Raw genomic sequence first — 20752 nt, 5'->3', positions numbered from 1 at the left:
TTCAATAAACAGGCATTTGCCCCAATCTTTACAAAAGCATCTGCCAAGTCGAACAAACAACGGCTGGCTTGAATACGATTATTTGCACTATAACAGTGCAAATAGCAAAACAAATTGCACTATCATAGTGCAATTTCAGCTAAAGCCATATCTTTTCCCCCACCACCTTGCGGAAAAACTTTTTTAATCTATCTTTGCACCCAAAACAACGCTACATGAAATACAAACTTATCGTGCTCGACCTTGACGGCACACTCACCAATTCTAGAAAAGAAATCACTCCCCGCAACAGGGAAACCCTAATACGTATACAAGAGCAAGGAATACGACTCGTATTAGCTTCCGGACGACCTACTTATGGTATTGTACCATTAGCCAACGAATTACGGATGAATGAATTTGGAGGTTTCATCCTTTCCTATAACGGAGGTGAAATTATCAATTGGGAAACAAAAGAGATGGTATATGAAAATGTGTTACCTAATGAAGTTGTTCCGATACTCTACGAATGTGCCCGTACCCACCAACTAAGTATATTAACCTATGACGGAGCAGATATAATAACAGAAAACTCTCAAGACCCATACGTACAGAAAGAGGCCTTTCTCAATAAAATGGCAGTACGAGAAACAAACGACTTCCTCACAGAGATCACGCTTCCTGTAGCCAAATGCCTCATCGTGGGAGACGCAGATAAACTCATTCCGCTTGAAGCAGAACTTAGTCTCCGGCTACAAGGACATATTAACGTTTTCCGTTCAGAACCCTATTTTCTCGAATTAGTCCCTCAAGGTATCGACAAAGCTCTTTCTCTGGCCGTCCTGTTAAAAGAAATAGGAGTAGCACGTGAAGAAGTTATAGCCATAGGTGATGGATATAATGACCTGTCCATGATTAAGTTTGCAGGACTGGGGATTGCCATGGGAAATGCTCAAGAACCTGTAAAGAAAGCAGCAGATTACATCACCCTGAGTAACGAAGAGGACGGTGTAGCAGAAGCAATCAATAAGTTTTGCAGTCAACAATAGCCAAACATCTACTGACATGCCGGCAGAGTTTTAGTTTCTCGGTGAGAAACCTTTGGTTTCAAGGAATGAAACTATTGGTTCCTCGGTGTGAAACTGTTAGTTTCATACCGGGAAACAAATCACATTACTGGTAAAAACGACCCGACACTTAAAATCAACTCATCAAAGATAGAGCGCATATTCAGATTTTATACTAACTTTGCGATTCCAATAAAACAAATATAAAATGTTATGGAACATCAACTTACCATTTACAACACCTTAGATAGAAAGAAAGAGTTGTTTGTACCGCTTCATGCGCCTCATGTAGGCATGTATGTGTGCGGACCGACTGTTTACGGAGATGCCCATTTAGGACATGCCCGTCCGGCTATTACTTTTGACGTATTATTCCGCTATCTCACCCACCTAGGATATAAAGTACGCTACGTACGAAATATTACCGACGTAGGTCATCTGGAACATGATGCCGATGACGGAGAAGACAAGATTGCCAAGAAAGCACGCCTGGAAGAGCTGGAACCAATGGAGGTTGTCCAGTATTTCCTGAACCGTTACCACAAAGCAATGGAAGCACTGAATGTACTTTCTCCGAGCATCGAGCCACATGCTTCAGGACATATCATTGAACAAATCCAACTGGTACAGAAGATTTTGGATGCCGGATACGCCTATGAAAGCGAAGGCTCCGTTTATTTCGATGTAGCCAAATACAACAAAGATCACCATTACGGAAAACTTTCCGGACGTAATCTGGACGACGTATTGAATACCACCCGTGACCTCGACGGACAAAGCGAAAAACGCAATCCCGCCGACTTCGCCCTTTGGAAAAAGGCACAACCTGAACATATCATGCGCTGGCCGTCTCCATGGAGCGACGGTTTCCCCGGATGGCACGCGGAATGTACCGCTATGGGACGCAAATACCTAGGTGAACACTTCGATATTCACGGAGGAGGAATGGACTTGATTTTCCCTCACCACGAATGTGAAATCGCACAATCGGTAGCCTCACAAGGTGATGACATGGTTCACTACTGGATGCACAACAACATGATTACCATCAACGGAACCAAGATGGGTAAATCACTTGGCAACTTCATCACGCTGGACGAATTCTTCACCGGTACTCATAAGCTGCTGGCGCAAGCCTACACACCAATGACAATCCGTTTCTTCATCCTGCAAGCTCATTACCGCAGCACGGTAGACTTTAGCAATGAAGCACTGCAAGCATCCGAAAAAGGGCTGCAACGTCTGATGGAAGCCATTGACGCATTGGATAAGATTACTCCCGCACCGGCAACTTCAGAGGGAATCAACGTGAAAGAACTGCGCGCTAAATGCTATGAAGCAATGAATGACGACTTGAATACACCGATTGTCATCGCACAGCTTTTCGAAGGTGCCCGCATTATAAACAATATCATTGCCGGCAATGCCACCATCTCCGCCGAAGACCTGAAAGACCTGAAAGAAACATTCCATCTATTCTGTTTCGACATCATGGGATTGAAAGAAGAAAAAGGCTCTTCAGATGGTCGTGAAGCAGCTTACGGCAAGGTAGTAGATATGCTACTGGAACAACGTATGAAAGCGAAAGCCAACAAAGACTGGGCTACTTCCGACGAGATCCGCAACACACTGACAGCACTCGGATTTGAAATCAAAGATACCAAAGACGGTTTCGAATGGAGACTGAATAAGTAACAAAAAAAGAAAGTGCTCAACGCACCTTGTAAATACAAAGAAGACCGGCTCACCACGAACCGGTCTTCTTTTTTTCATAGAAACATGATAACTAATACCCTCTCTTTAAATTCTTATTTTCTCTTATCTTATTCACTAATTATTTATTTTCCATGAGCATTTCAACCGGCCGTCCATGCTGACAAGTTACCATCAGTACGGTCTGGGTTCCCTGCTGTTCCAACCGGACATTTTCCATCGGGCTTGTCAATCTCCAATGTCCTTTAAGCCGTATCTCCTTAGCAATAGGACGGCTGGGTTCTTTCGTTGTATACGTCTTCTCTTCTATATTCAGATTCGGATCACAGACACTTAAACGGATACCCTTATCAGATTCCTTTGCATACATCACCATTGTTTCCGTAGGAATAGCGACAAACACTTTATCAGCGACAGGCTGATAAGCTTCAAAAGCAGCATAGGCCGTGATACCTGTCTTTTTATCATAAACAACGTGAGCTGTCTGATCGCGTTGCAGCACCTCGTATGCAGGAGTTTTACGCAATTCGTCGAGATCGGAAGCTGAAGGCTGTATCAATATCATATATTCATAAGTCCCCTCTTTCGGCGCCTTGCCATGTTCTATCCAGGCAGAAGAGAATTTTCCCTTAGTTACTTCACGCGTCTTTTCGTGCCGTGATTCCTGTTCTGCCACCTGTGAGCGAACGGTTCCATCCACTACATGATAATAATTGTCATAACCATCATGAAGCCAATAGTTATCCTCTCCTACTTTGGGCTCCTTACCATTATATTTTGTCTGGAAAAGAGTCGTTTCCGTAGGATAATCCGCATTGGAGTTCGAAATACCTGTTCCCAGGCAAACCATCCGGTTATCAAAACAGAAAACGGATTTACGAGCTACAAAGTCCGGTGTGAAGTTCTCATAATCCCGTTCTGCCAATTTCATAGCGAACATTCCATTTTTACCATCTAAAGAACTGCTTCCGGAGAAATTCTCTTTGGAGCGTGCCATAGTCGTTCCTTTCAATGGGCTATCAAGCAAGTCGAAAGGCAAATGAATGGTAGTTGTACCCGGCAAACGGTTCCAGTCCCATCCCTCCTGCACAAAGCCGCTTCCGGCACGTGACACGGGATTTCCTTTCCCCATAATCTGCACGGAGCCATAACTCTGATAACGTCCGTAACGGTTATCTTTCGTATAAATTTCAGAGCCCCATACGTCAGTAGTATACCCTTTCAATGTCACCATCCAGTCCGCACGACGGAAAATGCCTGCCGAACCATAGTTGTAAACGAAGAATCCCTGTGGAGCCTGTGCCGGTTGAATACCTTCCTTCTTGAAGAAACGCGCATTCGGAGTATCACTATTGCGTATCAGACGTAAATAATCGGCAGCCAGACCACGATCAAACGTATTTCCCTGACCGGACAAATCGCCGGATAAAGCGATATTGGCAAATGCTTCGATATCATCGCTTCCCATCTTCCCTCCAAAAGGATGACGGCCACTGATTCCGATACCCCATTCATAAAAATTGCAGTAATTGCGCATAGCAATAAAGGCTGATTTCATGTGTTTGCGCGCATCTTCGGTCAGTTCAAAACTTGTACCATTGGTAAATGCAATATATTCTCCTACAGTCGCAAGTACTCCAGTGGTATATCCCGGATAGAAACCGCCATGATGAAAAGTCGTACCGTCTACCTTTATACCACCGATCGTTCCCGGAGTATAACGCAAAGAAGAAGATAACCAACGTGACAAGCCGCTCAAAGCTCGCGCCTGTTCTCTTGCATCGGGAAACATCATAGCAGAGATAAATTTCGCCATCAATAATGTATGCCAGGAATCCAACAATTCATCACGTGTTGGAGAGCATGGCTGACGAGTTTCCTGCAAAGCAGCCCAAAAACGCAATGTGGAAAGATAAGCTTCCCGATGAGAATGTTTGTAGATTGCATCGCGCATCAGCCAGGCAGTCGTATATATCTTACGCACCTGATATCCATAATGGTGATTGGTACCCATACCGCTACCATATGCAAATCCCTGGTCAATAGCATAATCGAATACGGTAAAATAATTCTTCTTTGACGTTTCGTTCTGATTATAATAAGCATCATAAGCAAAACCGGAAAGCATTGTTTCAATATCATTCCATGACATTTCCCCTTTCTTCTTGTCCTGTTCATCAGGAGCAACAATAGGGGTTCCTATAAATCCCGTTCCGGCGATGGACGGACTAATTGCAGCCTTCTCAAATGTCTTATAGGCAGCATTAATCGCTCCTTGGGGTGCCTTCTTTACTTCCAAAAAATCTGTCAAACGTTGTTCGATAGTCTTCAGTTCCTTCTTTTGCTCGCTTGTTAATTTAGAAGGCAGAGGAATATCATACGACTGTTGTTCCCATTTCCACACGAGACACCAATGCCACAGGTCACGATTAGACAATCCATTATTAGTAGGCAACTGCTGATCGGGGGTGGTACGAAGATTCATTTTCTTTTCCGGGAAAATCAGACGGTCAAGAAAGATACGCCCCTTCCGTTGCGGGGCAACCAGCCGATAAGCTACGATCTTCTTATCTTTCTTATCTCCCTGCATATACTCAAAAGAGATCCAGCAAGCCCGCCAACCTGCTGCCTGCAAACGATAAGAGAACCAATAAGAGACTTCTCCCTCCTTATTCAGAAACTCAAAACGAATGGAATCCTGCTGTGGTTTCTCATTATAAATCCACAAGGTAATGCCGAACTGCTTCTCGTTTCTCGTATTCAACGATAAAGGAGCAATTTGAACATCCAGCGTAGAACCGGGTTGAAAGTCCCATTCCAGACTACTTTCACCCTCTTTGTAAAAAAGAGAAGAGATTTTCACTTCTCCCTTTCCGGAAACTTTAAATGCTTCGGGTACTTCCTCTTCAAATCCGATGAGTTGAGCGAAAGTTGAAGGAATGATTCCCAAAAGGAATAATATTATAAAACAACTACTTTTCATTACTGAATTGTTATCTTTTTTAGGCACGGATTACACGGATGAATGCGGCTACTTTGCAACAATGACAACACTAAAGACCGTGAAATCCGTGTAATCTGTGCCTAAATGATTATATTAAGAATACATAAATCGTTAATAAGGAATCCGATCCGACAGAATCTTTTCCGTATACCAGGGATCGTTAATCTCCTTCAACATAGCTCCCATTTCACCGCAAAGTTGTACCACAATTTCCTTATTTTCTTCCAAAGGCAAGTTATGCAGTTGATATGGATCTTTTACATCATCGAATAAAAGGCTTTTCTTCAATTGCTTCGTATCACGGTCGATATATAAAGCCAACGTATATTGAGCGGTCTTGATACCTCTTGAGGAAGGAAAATAAGTCTGTACCAATCCATTTTCATCTTTATCACCATCTATATTCTGGATATACAACGCACCGGTAGGGCGAACGATTTCCGCCTTTTCATCGAAGAAAAGAGGAGCAAAATTACGCCCCTGCACTTCTGCCGGAATAGAATCACCCAGCCCGCACAGGCCAAGTACCGTAGGCATAATATCAGGAGCAGAAAGCAATAAATCATCCACCCTCGGCTGAATCTTACCGGGGAAACGAACCAGGAACGGAATATTCATAGATTCGGAATAAGGGGAATTCTTCGGATCATCAGTGCGCTGGCTACACATCGTTTCACCATGATCGGAAGCAAAGATGACAACTGTGTTCTTATCTAATCCCATCGCTTTCAATGTTTCCAGAATCTGACCGAAAGCACGGTCTACACCTGTTACGGAAGCGAAATAATAGCGGGCGGATGCTGCCTTCTTCATTTTTAAATCGACATTCGGACGAATCAACAGACTATCCAGAGGCTGGTCTTTATAAAGATTGAAATCCTGTTCTTCACAGTCATTCAAAGAACGGTACGGACTGTGAGGGGGATTCATACCTACCATAATAAAGAACGGTTTCTTGGTATCACGTACGTTGCCCTCATTTTTCAGATAAGAAATGACTTTACCTGCCTCATGCAGGGGCGACCACTCTTTCGGATCGTGTCTCTTGCCGTCTGTATCCCAATAATGCGGGTTCTTGTGCTCATCAAATGTACCATAAGAATACCAGTAATTAAAACCATGACGACGTTCTTTCGGAGTATAAGCATCCCATGCCGGACGTTTCTCTTCCACATATTGGCCCGGATGTTCGGGATCGTTCGGAGTTGGGAAGTCAGCATGAAGTTTGCCGAAATAGGCACAATCGTAACCTGCTTTACTGAATACATCGCCAATACATTCCGCATCTTCGCGTAAGGAACTGATCGGACGTGTGGAGTTACAATTCAATGGCACACCGCTTTTATTCGGGTACATACCGGTCAATAACATTCCACGATGAGGGCTACTCAACGGACAGTTACTCTGTGCAGACGACAGTACCATCGATTCACGCGCAAACGCATCCAAGTTGGGAGTATGCACGGGATCTCCTTTAAAATTTACTTTATCCCGGAATCCGTCCTGGTTCCAAAAGCCCATCGCCTGATTACGGTATTGATCGGGAAATACATAGATTATATTGGGATGTTCAGCTTGTTGGGTCACTTGCTTCGGAGCCTTGCAACCCTGTGCAACAAACAGTGTCAGGCCTCCTACAAGGAGGTTAATAGGTTTGTTCATGATAGTTTACGATAAATGATTTAAACAGGTTAGTGATAAATGATAAGAGGGGAATAATAAACAATCAATGCTGAATGATAAACGGTAAACATGTTACGTTAGAATCTGTAGAGTATTCATCGTTCACTGTTTACCGTTCATTATTTTTTGTTATTTCTTATTCCTTATTTCTTATTCCTTATTTCTTTTCCAAATCTCTTTTACGCATCAGTCCTTCCAGGAAGTAGTAGTCAGCATAGTTCAGAGGGACATCGATTTCCTGACCGTGAGGAATACTACCTACTGAATGCATCAGGATGAAGTTTCCATTTGTTCCAACCTTCGCACGATAAGCAGGCGAGCCTAAACTTTCCATAATCTTATCAGCGGTTTCCTTATAGTGATTACCCGGCAGGTAGCCATCCAGTTCGTAAAGAGCAGAAGCTGTACAAGCGGCAGCAGAAGCATCACGCGGTTCGTTCGGAATATTCGGAGCATCGTAATCCCAATAAGGAACGAGATCTTCCGGCATATTCTTATTATTAAATATAAAATTATATACTTTTTGTACCTGGTCGAGATATTTCTTGTCTTTCGTATAACGATAGCAAGTAGTATATCCGTAGAGTGCCCAAGCTTGTCCGCGCGCCCAAGCCGATTCGTCCGCATATCCCTGCGCAGTTTGTCTCTTACGCACTTCACCTGTCTCCGGATCGTAATCTACCACATGGTAGCAACTATTATCCGGTCGGAAATGGTGAGCCATCGTTGTATCAGCATGTTTCACTGCAATATTATAGAAAGTAGAATCACCGGAAAGAGTGGTTGCTTCAAATAAAAGTTCGAGATTCATCATATTATCAATAATCACCGGACATTTCCATCCACGTGTTCCCTGCCAGCCTCTATCAGCATCCCATGACTGGATAACGCCCGCGTTCGGACGAAAACGAGTAGAAAGTGACTTGGCTGTTTCAATAATTACATCTTTATATTCTTTCTTGTCCGCAAAACGGTAGCCGTTCAGATAACTGCAACCGATCATAAAGCCTACATCATGATGCCACTTCAGATATTTTACCGAATCGAGAGCTTCCGTATATTTTTCGGCCAATGGTAACCATTTCTGATCTCCGGTCAGATTATATGTGAGCCACATACTGCCGGGGAAGAAACCGGAACACCAGTCTTCGATAGGTATATAGGATATACTACCGTCTCCGTTGATGGTTCTTGGATTCAGGATCTTACCGGATTTTTCAATAATGTCCGTTTGAATCGTGTTTTGTGCAACTGCGTTGTCGATGTTGTCCTGAATAAAGTCTACTTCAACCTTTTTTTGTCCACCGCAACTCGTTAAGATCAAAAGGGAAAATCCTAATGCGCTAAGAATTGTTTTCATAATACAGGGATTATTTGTTAAGTGATTAATTTTCTTGATGGCAAAAGTAGTGCATTTAAATAGATTTGACCGACCCAAATAATCCAAATGAAGGACAATTTTGGTACATTTGCAACAGATTTTGGATTTATGAATTATGATTTATGCCTGAGTGACCTTTTCATAACCCAGAATTCACCCTATAAACTATAAATCAAATCATCATGACCGCACAAGAGTTTTTTAAGAACGATCTGTTTGCCGAAAATGCAGGCGTAGTACTGCTGGAAGTACGCAAAGGTTACAGTAAAGCCAAATTAGAAATAAAATCCGAACATCTTAATGCAGGTGCCCGCACACAAGGAGGAGCGATCTTCACATTAGCAGATCTGGCGCTTGCCGCAGCTGCCAACTCGCACGGCACACTAGCTTTCTCTCTCTCGTCCACTATTATTTTTCTACGTGCCAGCGGACCTGGAGACACTCTCTTTGCCGAAGCACGTGAACGCTATATCGGCCGAAGCACAGGTTGCTATCAGGTAGATATAACAAACCAAAACGGAGAGCTGATTGCTACTTTTGAATCCAGCGTGTTCCGAAAGGATCAGAAAGTGCCTTTCGAAGTTCAGGAATAAAAAAACAGAGAGAGCTGGAAAACGACCTGCAAAGGCGCTTTCCAGCTCTCTCTGTTTTTTCTCTATATCTATTTAACGATAGAAGTCAGTGGATGCCGGTTACCCGTCACATTATTCAGGAATGCTTTTGCCGAACCAAAGTTCAGGAATAGATCCAGGCGGACAGGAAGATGGTTCAAGTCGTCCGTTACGAAGAAAGTAATCACCTCCTTTTCTTTTCCTTTCTTATCATATTCTACCAATGAGAAGATCAGGCAACGGTAAGTAACTCCATTCTCCGCTTTCACATTTTCTTTTCCACGGTAGATAAGCGTTTGCTCTTCCACTTTACGGCCCGTAGCCATCGGGAACTTGATTTTGTCTCCCACCTTATAATCTGCAGGGTCGTAAGAACGTGCCTGCGCCAGAATACTCAACATATCGTATATACAACGGCTATCGCTAGCTTCAGATTCATCAAACGCTCCATCCCGGTAAGTACGCTTCTGATTTACCAAGCAAAGACCGTCCTTATAAGAAAACCAAGCCTCATCGACCGTGTAACGTTTTCCTTCTTCAGCACCTTTGCGAAAATAGCGCGGTTCCAGTTTTTCACCGATCACACAAGTCAGCGTATCGCGCATCTTGAAAAAGAAGTCTGCCCGTTTGCTACCTAAAGCAAGCAGGTTGATCCGATAGGCTGGTTGCGAATGATAAGTGGTCGCATTCGTTGTCAGACTGGCGAGTCCGGCTTTCACCCAGACAAACTTCCAGTTGAAGTATAAATCATACATTACATGTTCGCCGGATTGAAACGCATCATTCTTCGCTTCACATTGGGCACTGGCGGGGAGGGCGAAGATTCCGGTCAATAATGCCACCAATCCAATAATAAGGTTACGTCGAACGTCAACGACGGCGGTTCTGATTATTTCGATCCCTATCTTTCTTTTTCTTGTCTTCATCTGGTTTTTGTTTTTTAAGTTCGTCCGGTTTCTGCTTATCCACAGGAGTCGCATGAATATTCCACGGTTGGGTCACATCCCACAACGCTTTATATTCCAATATCGTCGGATAGTAGTAAACAGCCTCCGGCTGGATGCCTTTAGCAAAGTCTCCCGTGTCCCATTCACCATTTCCATTTGTGTCATTGATTAGTCGGGCTGCATATTTTCCCGGATTCAGGAAGTAGAAATCGACCATTCCGTCCTCTTCCACTCTTCGCTTACGGACCACTTTGTCCTGAGCGTCAAGCAATTCGACAAAGGCCAGTGAATCCGCTCCCGTCACGTTGAAATGAAGCGTGAAATATTCATCTTCACTACGCACCTTGAATCCTTGTTTTATCTTATCGGTAAATAATCCGTATATTCCGTGGAAGGCAGTCGAGTCTACTGAGAATTCATATTCCAGCGTCGGTTCCCAATCATAATACAGATTAAACCTCTTCAGATTCACTGAATCCTGCTCAAAATCGAAAGGTATATCTTTCCAAAGCGTATCCACCTTTTGCCGCAGGTGTATGGCGGCAGTGTCGAAACTGGCTATCGGTTCTTCAAAATTCAAAGAAATATATCCATATACATCCATTGACGAAGGGGCATTGACATTCACCGGCAAGAATTTCGTCGGTTCGGGTTCATCCTCTTCCCCTTTCTTTTTCTTTTTTTTCTTTTTGTCCTTATCCGGCTCCTCTTTCTTATATTTCTGCTTTGAAACGAGGTTCAGTGTATCCGTACGGGGTACTAGCTGATTCAAGGTATCCGTATAAAGATAAGTCAGACTCATGGCCAGCGTATCCTGCTTGAAGAGAAGAGAATCTTTTACCCAATAATGGATCGTATCGTTCCGCTGATTCTTTTCGATCACAAAAGCATCCTTTTCATCGAAGTTCAAGCCTTTCAAGACAGGCAAAGTGTCCGCCTTACCGGCAAAATAGAAAGTAAACTTTTGAGGAACCAGTCTTTCCGACTTGATAAGATATTGTGAATAATTGAGCTCTTTAAAAGCACGGAGGATTACATCATCCGGCAAATAATGCATATATTTCTTTTCCACCACCGTATCGTAGGTCAACGAGTCTACCCAAGCCGTATCCATACGAATACGTTCTTCCATGCGGGGAATAATCAACGAATCGTGAAAAGCGATCATTTCACTTTTCTGGTTGAAGGCAAAGTTCTGGTCGGCATCCATCAATCCATAGATACGATATTTGCCGGGGGCTACACCACGGATGGAGAAACGTCCACGGCTGTCCGTACGTGCCACACGGTCGAAAGGCAATTTGTTGAAAGCCGAATCATTCAGGTTGGAATGTAGTCCGACTAGCATACCTTTAATAGGTTCCAGGTTAGAGGCATCGAGCATCGTTCCTGCCACTTCCATCGTATCGATTTCTGTACCGGTAGAGAACGTAAACGCAAAGTTACCTAACGGGTTACCTTCATTATTGTCGACAATTGCATCCGAGAAATCAATCGTATAGGTCGTATTAGGCTTCAAAGAGTCGAGCAGGTTGACTTGTATTCTCTTACCGGAAGCCTTGATTTCCGGTTGCTGTATCTGGGGGGGGGAAACAACGACTTTTTCGGTCGCTTTCTCCAGCTTAATAAACTCGTCGAACATCAAAGAGACTTTAGTCCTTTTATTATTCAAAGCCCCCGCCTCCGGAGTGCTACCGATGAAACGAGGCGGCGTCTCATCGTATGGTCCACCGTCCGGTCGTCCAATACTGGCACAGGAATATAACATCGCCCCCAGCGTTACTACCGGAAGCACCTTGCGAACTATTTGTTTTATCTTTTGATTCTCAAATTGTAACATGCTGCAAAAATAAGCGTTCTTATTCAATAAACACCACACTTTCTAGCTAATTTATTAAAAAAGGAAAGGGCGACTTAAGGTAATAAACAATATTTGCGACGTTTTTATTTTTTTCCTGCTAATATAATTAGTTTTATTGCCTAAAGAGATTACCTTTGTTGCCTAATCTTTTTTCGTTCCACTATAGTGTTCCACAAAGAGCACTATAGTTTCCCTTACGGAACACTATAGTGGGACGAAAGAGAAACTATAGTGGAACGAAATAAAAGTAGCAAACGAAGTAAATCCGGATAGGCAAGCAGATTCATCAATGTGCCTACACAAAATAAAAACGAATATGAGTATACAATATGACCTTTACGACACGCCTGACATTCAACAAACAGGCGATGCACAACCGCTTCATCCCCGCGTAGTATTCAAAGGAACCGTCGATCAGGAAGAATTTCTAGACCGTGTACACAAATTCACAGGAATAAGCCGCAGTTTACTGGCAGGCGCCATGCAGTCTTTCCAAAACGAGTTGAGAGATTTGATTGCCAACGGATGGATTGTGGAACTGGGAGATATCGGATATTTTTCTGTGTCTTTGAAGGGACCTCGCGTGATGAAGAAAAAAGATGTACATGCACAATCTATAGAACTGAAGAATGTCAATTTCCGGGCAAGTAGCCAGTTTAAGAAAGAAGTAGGCCAGCAAATGAGACTAGAACGTGGAGAATCGATGACTCGTCACCACGGGAAAGGGCGCAGTGAAGAAGAATGTTTGACAATAATCAACCAGCATCTGAACAAATATCCCTGCCTAACCCGCACCGACTATTGCCGATTGACAGGGCACGACAAGAAACGTGCTTTGAAAGAACTGAATACTTTTATCGAACACGGTGTGCTGATTCGTTACGGAGCAGGCAAACAGGTAGTATATGCGAAAAAGACAGAAGAGTAAATAATTGAAGATGGGATAGCATTATCACAATCCTAATTTTCGCACAAAAAGCATGACACATTTTGTTTATTAAATGTAAAGCAGTAACTTTGCGCCCGAATTTAAACGTTGTACAACATATATGAAATATTTGTCTTACATAATAGCTTTATGGGTGTTGTTATTATCAACAGCTCCTTGTTTTTTGAAAGACGAATGTTTATTCCAATGCAAAAATGACACGCAGGAAGAGACATCCACTGATGACGACGGATGTTCCTGCACAGATTGTTGCTGCTCACCTTTCTTACATTGCAACACTTGTACGGGCTGCCCTGCGCCCAAACTGTTTCATTCGCCATTTGTCACAATGATTCAGTTCAATGATACCCCCCTTTCGTTTTACAAGGAGAAACTGATTCCGCAGTTCTCATCTTCTATCTGGCAACCACCCAAGATAATGATTCTCTAATCATTTATTTAAGAATATCCCTTCTATGGAGATATAACTATTTAATTCACGACGGCGAAGGTTATACTTCACCGTAGGTTTGCTGCGTATTTATTCATAGCGTGAATAAGTGTGCAACGGTAAATTATCAATAATAAAAATATGAACATAAGAATTATAACACTAGCAATAGTTACATTGCTGGCGCAAAACGCATGGGCGCAAAACACATTTAAAGCAATCGTTAAAGACGAAAAAAACAAAGAGATATTGATTGGCGTGAACGCTGTTCTTAACAAAACAACCAATGGAGCCAGCTCGGATGAGAACGGAATAATCACTATATCAAACATACCAAACGGAGTGCAACATATTACATTCAGTTATCTAGGGTATGAGTCTGAAACAAAATCATTTTCGTTCCCCCTCTCCTCAACAGCTCCGGTGGAGATTTTCTTAGAGCAAGATGAAGAAATGCTGGAAGAAGTAATTATTTCATCGACCAGAGGAACACGAAGTATCCAAAATATACCTACCAGAGTTGAATTCATCTCCAGTGAAGAGCTTGGAGAAAAAGGAAGTATGAAGCCGGGAGATATCCGTATGTTGCTGAACGAAAGTACAGGTATCATTACACAACAAACCTCTGCGACATCAGGAAACGCAGCTATACGCATACAGGGTTTAGACGGCAGATATACGCAGATATTGAAAGACGGATTCCCCGTTTTTGCAGGTGCGGCAAGCGGACTGGGACTATTACAGACTCCTCCCCTCGACTTGAAGCAGGTTGAAATTATCAAAGGCTCTACATCTACCCTATACGGCGGCGGAGCAATAGCCGGATTAATCAACCTCATCTCAAAAACTCCCGAAGAGAAGAGAGACTTAAGCCTGCATCTCAACGGGACATCAGGCAAAGGCTTGGACGTGAGCGGATTTTATGGGCAACGATTCAATAAGGTCGGTACAACAATCTTTGCTTCTTATAATAGAAATTGGGCTTATGACCCTTCGGATACCGGTTTCACGGCAATACCCCAGTTCGACAGATATGTCTTTAATCCTAAATTATTCCTCTATTTAACTGAAAACACACAGATAAGCATAGGGCTTAATGCCATGTTCGAGGACCGCTTGGGAGGAGATATTGAATATATAAAAGGAAAAGGAGACGACACCCACTCTTATTTCGAGAAGAATAAGACACAAAGACATTCTACCCAATTAACCTTCGGGCACAGATTTAATGAAAAAGACAGATTGGACTTTAAGAATAGTGTCACTTATTTCAAAAGAAACATAGGCGTACCAAGCTATTCTTTCGAAGGTGTTCAAGTATCTACATTCAGCGAACTATCATACACACATACGAATCAAAAAACAGAATGGGTAGCCGGACTGAATTTGTGGACAGATAAGTTTGATGAAAAGAAACTGACCGATTTTCAACCAAGAGACTATAACCAAACAATACTGGGAGCTTTCGTACAGAACAACTGGGAAGCGACAGAGTGGCTTAACCTGGAAACAGGATTACGAACGGATTATGTTCCTGATTATGGAACTGCCATACTTCCACGCGTCTCCGCCCACTTCAAGATAACTGACAAATTTTCCTCCCGGCTCGGAGGAGGGTTTGGCTATAAAGCACCTACTATCTTTACAGAAGATAGCGAAAGGCTTCAATACCAGCATGTATTACCAATCGACAAGGATAAGAATAAACTGGAAAGAAGTTACGGGTTAAATATAGACTTTAATTATGTGACTTCCTTCTGTGACGGCAACATTACATTCAGCATCAACCAACTATTCTTTTATACCTATCTCGACAATCCCCTCCTGCTACAATCAACAACAGACGGTCTGTACAGACTCAACAACATAACCGGCCATACAGATAGCAAAGGCGGAGAAACGAATGTAAAAATCGGATATAAAGATTTCCATCTATATTTAGGATATACATTTACCGATACCGGCACGAAAGAAAACGGTATAAGACAAGAGAATATATTAACTCCCAAACACCGGTTGAACAGCATTTTGATGTATGAGGTAGAGGACAAATGGAAAATTGGTTTAGAGGCATATTACTTTAGTCCGCAGAAATTAGGAGACGGACTGAAAGGGAAACAGTATGTGGTATGCGGCTTTATGATTGAGAAAATATGGGAAATGTTTTCTTTATATGCCAACTTTGAAAACTTCACGGATAGACGCCAAACCCGTTTTGACACGATATACACAGGCAGTATATCCAATCCTATATTCAGGGATATTTATGCACCGCTTGACGGTTTCGTCATGAATGCCGGAGTTAAATTAAGATTTTAGGTTACAAAACATTTTCTATAATAATAAGAATGAGGAATCCTGCACTGAACTTTTTTATTAGTGCAGGATTCTCTTATATAGTTATAGGAAAAGGACCTATAATAGGTGCCTATTAGAGTTGTTCTATCTCTTCAGCAGACAATCCTGTAACCTGCATAATAGTATCAACAGGGATATTGAGAGATTTCAACTTACGGACAGTGATTGTTTTTTCTTTTTCAATGCCTCGCGCAATACCTTTTTCAATACCTTGCTCAATACCTCTTTCAATGCCTTTTTCAAGTCCTTCCTTAATACCTTCTTCAAGTCCTCGTTGTCGTCCTTCTTCAAGTCCAAGCTGGTGTCCTTCTTCATGCCCTTCTAATTTAGCAGTACTCAACACATCATTCTGTATCATTACCGCATCTATATGGCGATCGTATGCCAGCTTTTCAGCCTTATCCATATTATAATAAACCAGTTTCTTACGGGCCTCTTCAAGTCCGGGTGCCTTTGTATCAGGGCGTATACACCCTGTCTTCAGATATTCAATCCATTCTTCCAGAGGAGTAACAGCCACTTTATTAAACTCATTCACACGGATAAGGAAGTATTCAGGAAAGATTTCAGCAGGCAACTTACGAACAATAGCCCCCTGTTCTTTGGTAGTAACTTTCAGATGATCGCCCGTGTGTACACCCAAAAATGTATTCTGTCCATGATAAAGGTAATCATTTCCTTGCCCAATGTCGAAATAAAGAATACTGATAGAGTATACCTTCTTTACGTTAGAGTAGATTTCGCCCAGATCAATATGTTCGGTAATAGTCTTAGCTACCCCATACAGGATACGTTCCAGATAATAGAGTTCACGAGTATTCTGAACTTCAACAAGAATTATTTCATCTTTACTATTGCGGGCTTTAATATCAACACGATTAAATTTATCATCTTCCCGTTGCTGATTACCTTCACTTTCTAAAATTTCAAGAATATGAATCTCCTCACCTAATAATACTGTGAGGAAACCTTCAAGCACCCCGAAGTTAGCCTTATTGCGTAAAAGGCGTTTGATTGCCCAGTCAAAACGAATATATTTGTCTTTCTGTTCCATAAGAATACGTTTTTAGCAAAGGTAAGCATTATATTGGTAAAAAGGGATACTTTTCAGCTAAAAGTATTATATATAGCCATTTATCCATAATAATAAATGGGCGTGGGGCTATCACTTATGTCGTTGTAGGGTCTTAGCTGGATACCTACGGTCGCATACAGTGGTAGTTTCCCACGCTCTCTTTTTTTTAACCGCGCACCACAGAGAAATGATGCGGCAAACATAACAAAGATATGTACGACAACCTGAAAAGAATCATAACCCTAACCAGTATATACAACAAAGCGAAAAAGATTGCTTGTGTAAGTAGTCTTTTCGTGCTATCTTCGAAGAGGATACCTTCCCCACACTTGAGTGATATGTACGTACAAACAGCGTATAAGAGCTGACCAATGTAACAGCCAATTTTTATTAACGTGAGATACCTTTTCCATCGCAGGGGAAAACTGTATCTCACGTTTTTACTGATTAGAGTCAGTAAAATACTCTGTTTTCTAGCTAATTTATTAAAAACTAGACTTAATTGAATGATTCTTTAACCTTCACTGAATAAAATATTCCCTATCTTTGACTCCAGAAATTCAAACCTAATACAAAAAACCCATGAAGAAACAATTACTCTCTTGCTGCTTGGCTGCATTGGGACTGACAGCAATTCAAGCGCAAAGCTTCAACGAGTGGAAAGATCCGGAAGTGAATTCCGTAAACCGTTCCGCTATGCACACTAACTACTTTGCTTTCGCATCGGCTGATGAAGCTAAAGCCGGTATTAAAGAAAATTCCGCGAATTTCATGACCCTGAACGGTCCTTGGAAATTCAACTGGGTGAGACACGCAGACGCGCGCCCGACTGACTTTTATCAGACTAATTTCAACGACAAAGGTTGGGACGATCTTCAGGTTCCCGGTGTTTGGGAGTTGAACGGCTACGGTGACCCTATCTATGTCAACATAGGATATGCCTGGAGAAGTCAATTCAAAAACAATCCTCCGCTAGTGCCGACAGAAAACAATCATGTAGGCTCTTACCGCAAAGAGATCACCCTTCCTACCGACTGGAAAGGCAAAGAAATCTTCGCACATTTCGGCTCGGTAACGTCCAATATGTACCTTTGGGTGAACGGACGCTACGTAGGATATAGCGAAGACAGCAAACTGGAAGCTGAATTCAACCTGACTAACTACCTGAAACCGGGTAAAAACGTCATCGCCTTTCAAGTTTTCCGCTGGTGCGACGGCAGCTACCTGGAAGATCAGGACTTCTTCCGCTACTCCGGTGTAGGACGTGACTGTTATCTTTACGCACGCGACAAGAAATACATCCAGGATATTCGCATCACTCCCGATTTGGACAGCCAATATAAAGACGGTACGCTGAATATAGCCGTTGACCTGAAAGGAAGCGGCACAGTAGCTTTGGACTTGACAGATGCTCAAGGCAACAGCGTAGCAACTGCCGACCTGAAAGGTTCGGACAAATTAAACACGACCCTATCCGTCTCCAATCCGGCAAAATGGACTGCTGAAACGCCTAATCTCTACACACTGACCGCTACACTGAAAAACGGCAACAACGTAGTAGAAGTAATCCCTGTTAAAATAGGTTTCCGCAAAATTGAGCTGAAAGGCGGACAGATACTCGTAAACGGACAACCGGTGCTCTTCAAAGGAGCCGACCGTCACGAAATGGATCCGGACGGCGGTTATGTGGTTTCTACCGAACGTATGCTGCAAGATATCAAAGTAATGAAAGAGCTCAATATCAACGCTGTGCGTACCTGCCATTACCCGGACGACAACCGTTGGTATGACCTTTGCGATCAATACGGCCTATATGTAGTAGCCGAGGCTAACGTAGAATCTCACGGAATGGGTTACGGCGACCAGACACTGGCAAAGAACCCAAGTTACGCCAAAGCTCACATGGAACGTAACCAACGCAACGTACAACGCGGATACAACCATCCGTCCATCATCTTCTGGTCACTGGGTAACGAAGCCGGCATGGGACCGAACTTTGAAAAATGCTACACTTGGATCAAGAATGAAGACAAGACACGTGCCGTACAGTACGAACAAGCAGGAACCAGCGAATTCACCGATATTTTCTGCCCGATGTACTATGACTACGACGCTTGTATCAAATATAGCGAAGGCAATATCCAAAAGCCGTTAATCCAATGTGAATACGCGCACGCTATGGGTAACTCCGAAGGCGGATTCAAAGAATACTGGGACATCATCCGCAAATATCCGAAATATCAGGGCGGATTTATCTGGGACTTCGTAGACCAGTCCTGCCACTGGAAAAACAAAGACGGAGTGAGCATCTACGGCTATGGCGGCGACTTCAACAAATACGACGCTTCGGATAATAACTTCAACGACAACGGTTTGATTAGCCCCGACCGCGTACCCAATCCGCATGCATACGAAGTAGCTTATTTCTATCAGAATATATGGACAACTCCCGCTGATCTTGCCAAAGGCGAAATCAACATCTTCAACGAGTTTTTCTTCCGCGACTTATCTGCTTATTATATGGAATGGCAATTACTGGCAAACGGAGAAGTAGTGCAAACAGGCATCGTATCCGACCTGAAAGTAGCACCCCAGCAAACTGTGAAAGTGCAAATCCCGTTTGACACAAAGAACATCTGCCCTTGCAAAGAACTGCTGCTCAACGTGAGCTATAAACTGAAAGCTGCCGAAACACTGCTACCGGCAGGAACTACCATCGCTTACAACCAACTAAGCATCCGTGACTACAAAGCACCGGAACTGAAACTGGAAAACCAACAAGCTTCTAACCTTCCGGTCATCGTGCCCACCATTTTGGACAACGACCACAACTACCTGATTGTGAAAGGTGAAAACTTCTCCATGGATTTTAACAAACAAAACGGTTACCTCTGCCGTTACGATGTCAACGGTATGCAACTGATGGAAGATGGCAGCGCACTGACTCCTAACTTCTGGCGTGCACCAACCGATAACGACTTTGGAGCCGGACTGCAACGTAAATATGCTGTCTGGAAGAATCCGGAACTGAAACTGACTTCTCTGAAACATGCTATTGAAAACGATCAGGCAGTGGTTCGTGCCGAATATGACATGAAGTCGATTGGTGGAACGTTATCGCTGACTTATACCATCAATAATAAGGGCGCGGTGAAAGTTACCCAAAAAATGGCGGCAGACAAGAGCAAGAAAGTTTCTGACATGTTCCGCTTCGGTATGCAAATGCGCATGCCGGTCAACTTCAACGAGATAGAATATTACGGCCGTGGCCCGGGAGAAAACTACGCCGACCGCAACCACGCGGCAATGTTAGGTAAATATCGCCAGACAGTGGAGGAACAATTCTATCCTTACATCCGCCCGCAGGAAACCGGAACAAAAACGGATATCCGCTGGTGGAGACTTCTGAACATCAGTGGCAACGGACTGCAATTCGTATCGAGTGCTCCTTTCTCCGCTTCTGCCCTGAATTACACCATCGAATCATTGGATGACGGCGACGGCAAAGACCAGCGCCACTCGCCGGAAGTAGAAAAGGCAGACTTCACCAACTTCTGCATCGATAAGGCACAAACCGGACTTGCCTGTGTCAACAGTTGGGGAGCTATCCCACTGGAAAAATATCGTCTTCCTTACCAGGATTATGAGTTAAGTTTTATTATGACTCCTGTATATCATAAAATAAAGTAAAAAA

General features: G+C 43.0%; 12 protein-coding genes. 6 read left to right on the top strand and 6 right to left on the bottom strand.

Annotated elements, in window-relative coordinates; all coding sequences use genetic code 11:
* The first annotated feature begins 215 nt into the window (after nucleotides 1-215).
* Both I2I04_RS08725 and cysS read left to right on the top strand, forming a co-directional pair.
* Nucleotides 216-1028: a Cof-type HAD-IIB family hydrolase gene (locus I2I04_RS08725; protein WP_195654822.1), complete on the top strand. Its 813-nt coding sequence runs from the start codon at nucleotides 216-218 to the stop codon at nucleotides 1026-1028.
* A gap of 231 nt (nucleotides 1029-1259) precedes the next feature.
* On the top strand, nucleotides 1260-2741 hold the full coding sequence (cysS, locus tag I2I04_RS08720; RefSeq protein ID WP_195654821.1) for a cysteine--tRNA ligase: 1482 nt from the start codon (nucleotides 1260-1262) through the stop codon (nucleotides 2739-2741).
* A gap of 139 nt (nucleotides 2742-2880) precedes the next feature.
* Here the strand turns inward: cysS and I2I04_RS08715 are convergent, their stop codons facing one another.
* The 3 genes from I2I04_RS08715 to I2I04_RS08705 all read right to left on the bottom strand — a co-directional run bounded on the left by I2I04_RS08715 (nucleotide 2881) and on the right by I2I04_RS08705 (nucleotide 8806).
* Nucleotides 2881-5742 (bottom strand): chondroitinase family polysaccharide lyase, encoded by a 2862-nt coding sequence (locus I2I04_RS08715; RefSeq protein ID WP_195654820.1) that lies wholly within the window; start codon nucleotides 5740-5742, stop codon nucleotides 2881-2883.
* Nucleotides 5743-5874: 132 nt separating this feature from the next.
* The gene (locus tag I2I04_RS08710; protein WP_143256749.1) at nucleotides 5875-7425 is read right to left on the bottom strand and encodes a sulfatase; all 1551 of its coding nucleotides are present in this window, start codon (nucleotides 7423-7425) and stop codon (nucleotides 5875-5877) included.
* A gap of 178 nt (nucleotides 7426-7603) precedes the next feature.
* A complete protein-coding gene (locus I2I04_RS08705; RefSeq protein WP_195654819.1) occupies nucleotides 7604-8806 on the bottom strand; it encodes a glycoside hydrolase family 88 protein in 1203 nt (400 codons plus the stop codon).
* A gap of 203 nt (nucleotides 8807-9009) precedes the next feature.
* Between I2I04_RS08705 and I2I04_RS08700 the strand changes: the two genes are divergently transcribed.
* Nucleotides 9010-9420 (top strand): PaaI family thioesterase, encoded by a 411-nt coding sequence (locus I2I04_RS08700; protein WP_195654818.1) that lies wholly within the window; start codon nucleotides 9010-9012, stop codon nucleotides 9418-9420.
* 68 nt (nucleotides 9421-9488) lie between these two features.
* Here I2I04_RS08700 and I2I04_RS08695 read toward each other — a convergent pair whose 3' ends face one another.
* Both I2I04_RS08695 and I2I04_RS08690 read right to left on the bottom strand, forming a co-directional pair.
* Nucleotides 9489-10364, bottom strand: a complete 876-nt coding sequence (locus tag I2I04_RS08695) for a DUF3108 domain-containing protein (protein ID WP_087317595.1) — start codon at nucleotides 10362-10364, stop codon at nucleotides 9489-9491.
* Nucleotides 10309-12225 carry an Ig-like domain-containing protein gene (locus I2I04_RS08690; protein WP_195470035.1) on the bottom strand — a complete coding sequence of 639 codons (1917 nt, stop codon included), beginning with the start codon at nucleotides 12223-12225 and terminating at the stop codon, nucleotides 10309-10311. Before I2I04_RS08690 ends, I2I04_RS08695 begins: the two co-directional genes overlap by 56 nt.
* Before the next feature lie 337 nt (nucleotides 12226-12562).
* Between I2I04_RS08690 and I2I04_RS08685 the strand changes: the two genes are divergently transcribed.
* Complete coding sequence (locus I2I04_RS08685) at nucleotides 12563-13174, top strand: DNA-binding protein (protein ID WP_143256734.1); 612 nt, start codon at nucleotides 12563-12565, stop codon at nucleotides 13172-13174.
* A gap of 592 nt (nucleotides 13175-13766) precedes the next feature.
* Nucleotides 13767-15944: a TonB-dependent receptor gene (locus tag I2I04_RS08680; RefSeq protein WP_195654817.1), complete on the top strand. Its 2178-nt coding sequence runs from the start codon at nucleotides 13767-13769 to the stop codon at nucleotides 15942-15944.
* A 112-nt stretch (nucleotides 15945-16056) separates the two neighbouring features.
* On the opposite strand, the gene I2I04_RS08675 is transcribed toward I2I04_RS08680, so the two are convergent.
* Entirely contained in the window at nucleotides 16057-17037 is a 981-nt protein-coding gene (locus tag I2I04_RS08675; protein WP_195654816.1) for an Rpn family recombination-promoting nuclease/putative transposase, read from the bottom strand.
* A 603-nt stretch (nucleotides 17038-17640) separates the two neighbouring features.
* Between I2I04_RS08675 and I2I04_RS08670 the strand changes: the two genes are divergently transcribed.
* Nucleotides 17641-20748, top strand: coding sequence for a glycoside hydrolase family 2 TIM barrel-domain containing protein (locus I2I04_RS08670; RefSeq protein ID WP_195654815.1), 3108 nt, complete (start codon nucleotides 17641-17643; stop codon nucleotides 20746-20748).
* The last annotated feature ends 4 nt before the right edge of the window (nucleotides 20749-20752 follow it).

Origin of the sequence: Bacteroides sp. 1001136B_160425_E2 (assembly GCF_015559655.1) — a bacterium.
GTDB classification, from domain to species: Bacteria; Bacteroidota; Bacteroidia; order Bacteroidales; family Bacteroidaceae; genus Bacteroides; species Bacteroides luhongzhouii.
This window is presented reverse-complemented; position numbering and strand designations above follow the sequence as displayed.

Excerpts from the sequence above, each read along its gene's own strand:
- cysS (WP_195654821.1), top strand. The coding sequence starts at position 1,260 with ATGGAACATCAACTTACCATTTACAACACCTTAGATAGAAAGAAAGAG.
- I2I04_RS08670 (WP_195654815.1), top strand. The coding sequence starts at position 17,641 with ATGAAGAAACAATTACTCTCTTGCTGCTTGGCTGCATTGGGACTGACA.
- I2I04_RS08675 (WP_195654816.1), bottom strand. The coding sequence starts at position 17,037 with ATGGAACAGAAAGACAAATATATTCGTTTTGACTGGGCAATCAAACGC.
- I2I04_RS08715 (WP_195654820.1), bottom strand. The coding sequence starts at position 5,742 with ATGAAAAGTAGTTGTTTTATAATATTATTCCTTTTGGGAATCATTCCT.
- I2I04_RS08705 (WP_195654819.1), bottom strand. The coding sequence starts at position 8,806 with ATGAAAACAATTCTTAGCGCATTAGGATTTTCCCTTTTGATCTTAACG.
- I2I04_RS08710 (WP_143256749.1), bottom strand. The coding sequence starts at position 7,425 with ATGAACAAACCTATTAACCTCCTTGTAGGAGGCCTGACACTGTTTGTT.
- I2I04_RS08680 (WP_195654817.1), top strand. The coding sequence starts at position 13,767 with ATGAACATAAGAATTATAACACTAGCAATAGTTACATTGCTGGCGCAA.
- I2I04_RS08685 (WP_143256734.1), top strand. The coding sequence starts at position 12,563 with ATGAGTATACAATATGACCTTTACGACACGCCTGACATTCAACAAACA.
- I2I04_RS08690 (WP_195470035.1), bottom strand. The coding sequence starts at position 12,225 with ATGTTACAATTTGAGAATCAAAAGATAAAACAAATAGTTCGCAAGGTG.
- I2I04_RS08695 (WP_087317595.1), bottom strand. The coding sequence starts at position 10,364 with ATGAAGACAAGAAAAAGAAAGATAGGGATCGAAATAATCAGAACCGCC.
- I2I04_RS08725 (WP_195654822.1), top strand. The coding sequence starts at position 216 with ATGAAATACAAACTTATCGTGCTCGACCTTGACGGCACACTCACCAAT.
- I2I04_RS08700 (WP_195654818.1), top strand. The coding sequence starts at position 9,010 with ATGACCGCACAAGAGTTTTTTAAGAACGATCTGTTTGCCGAAAATGCA.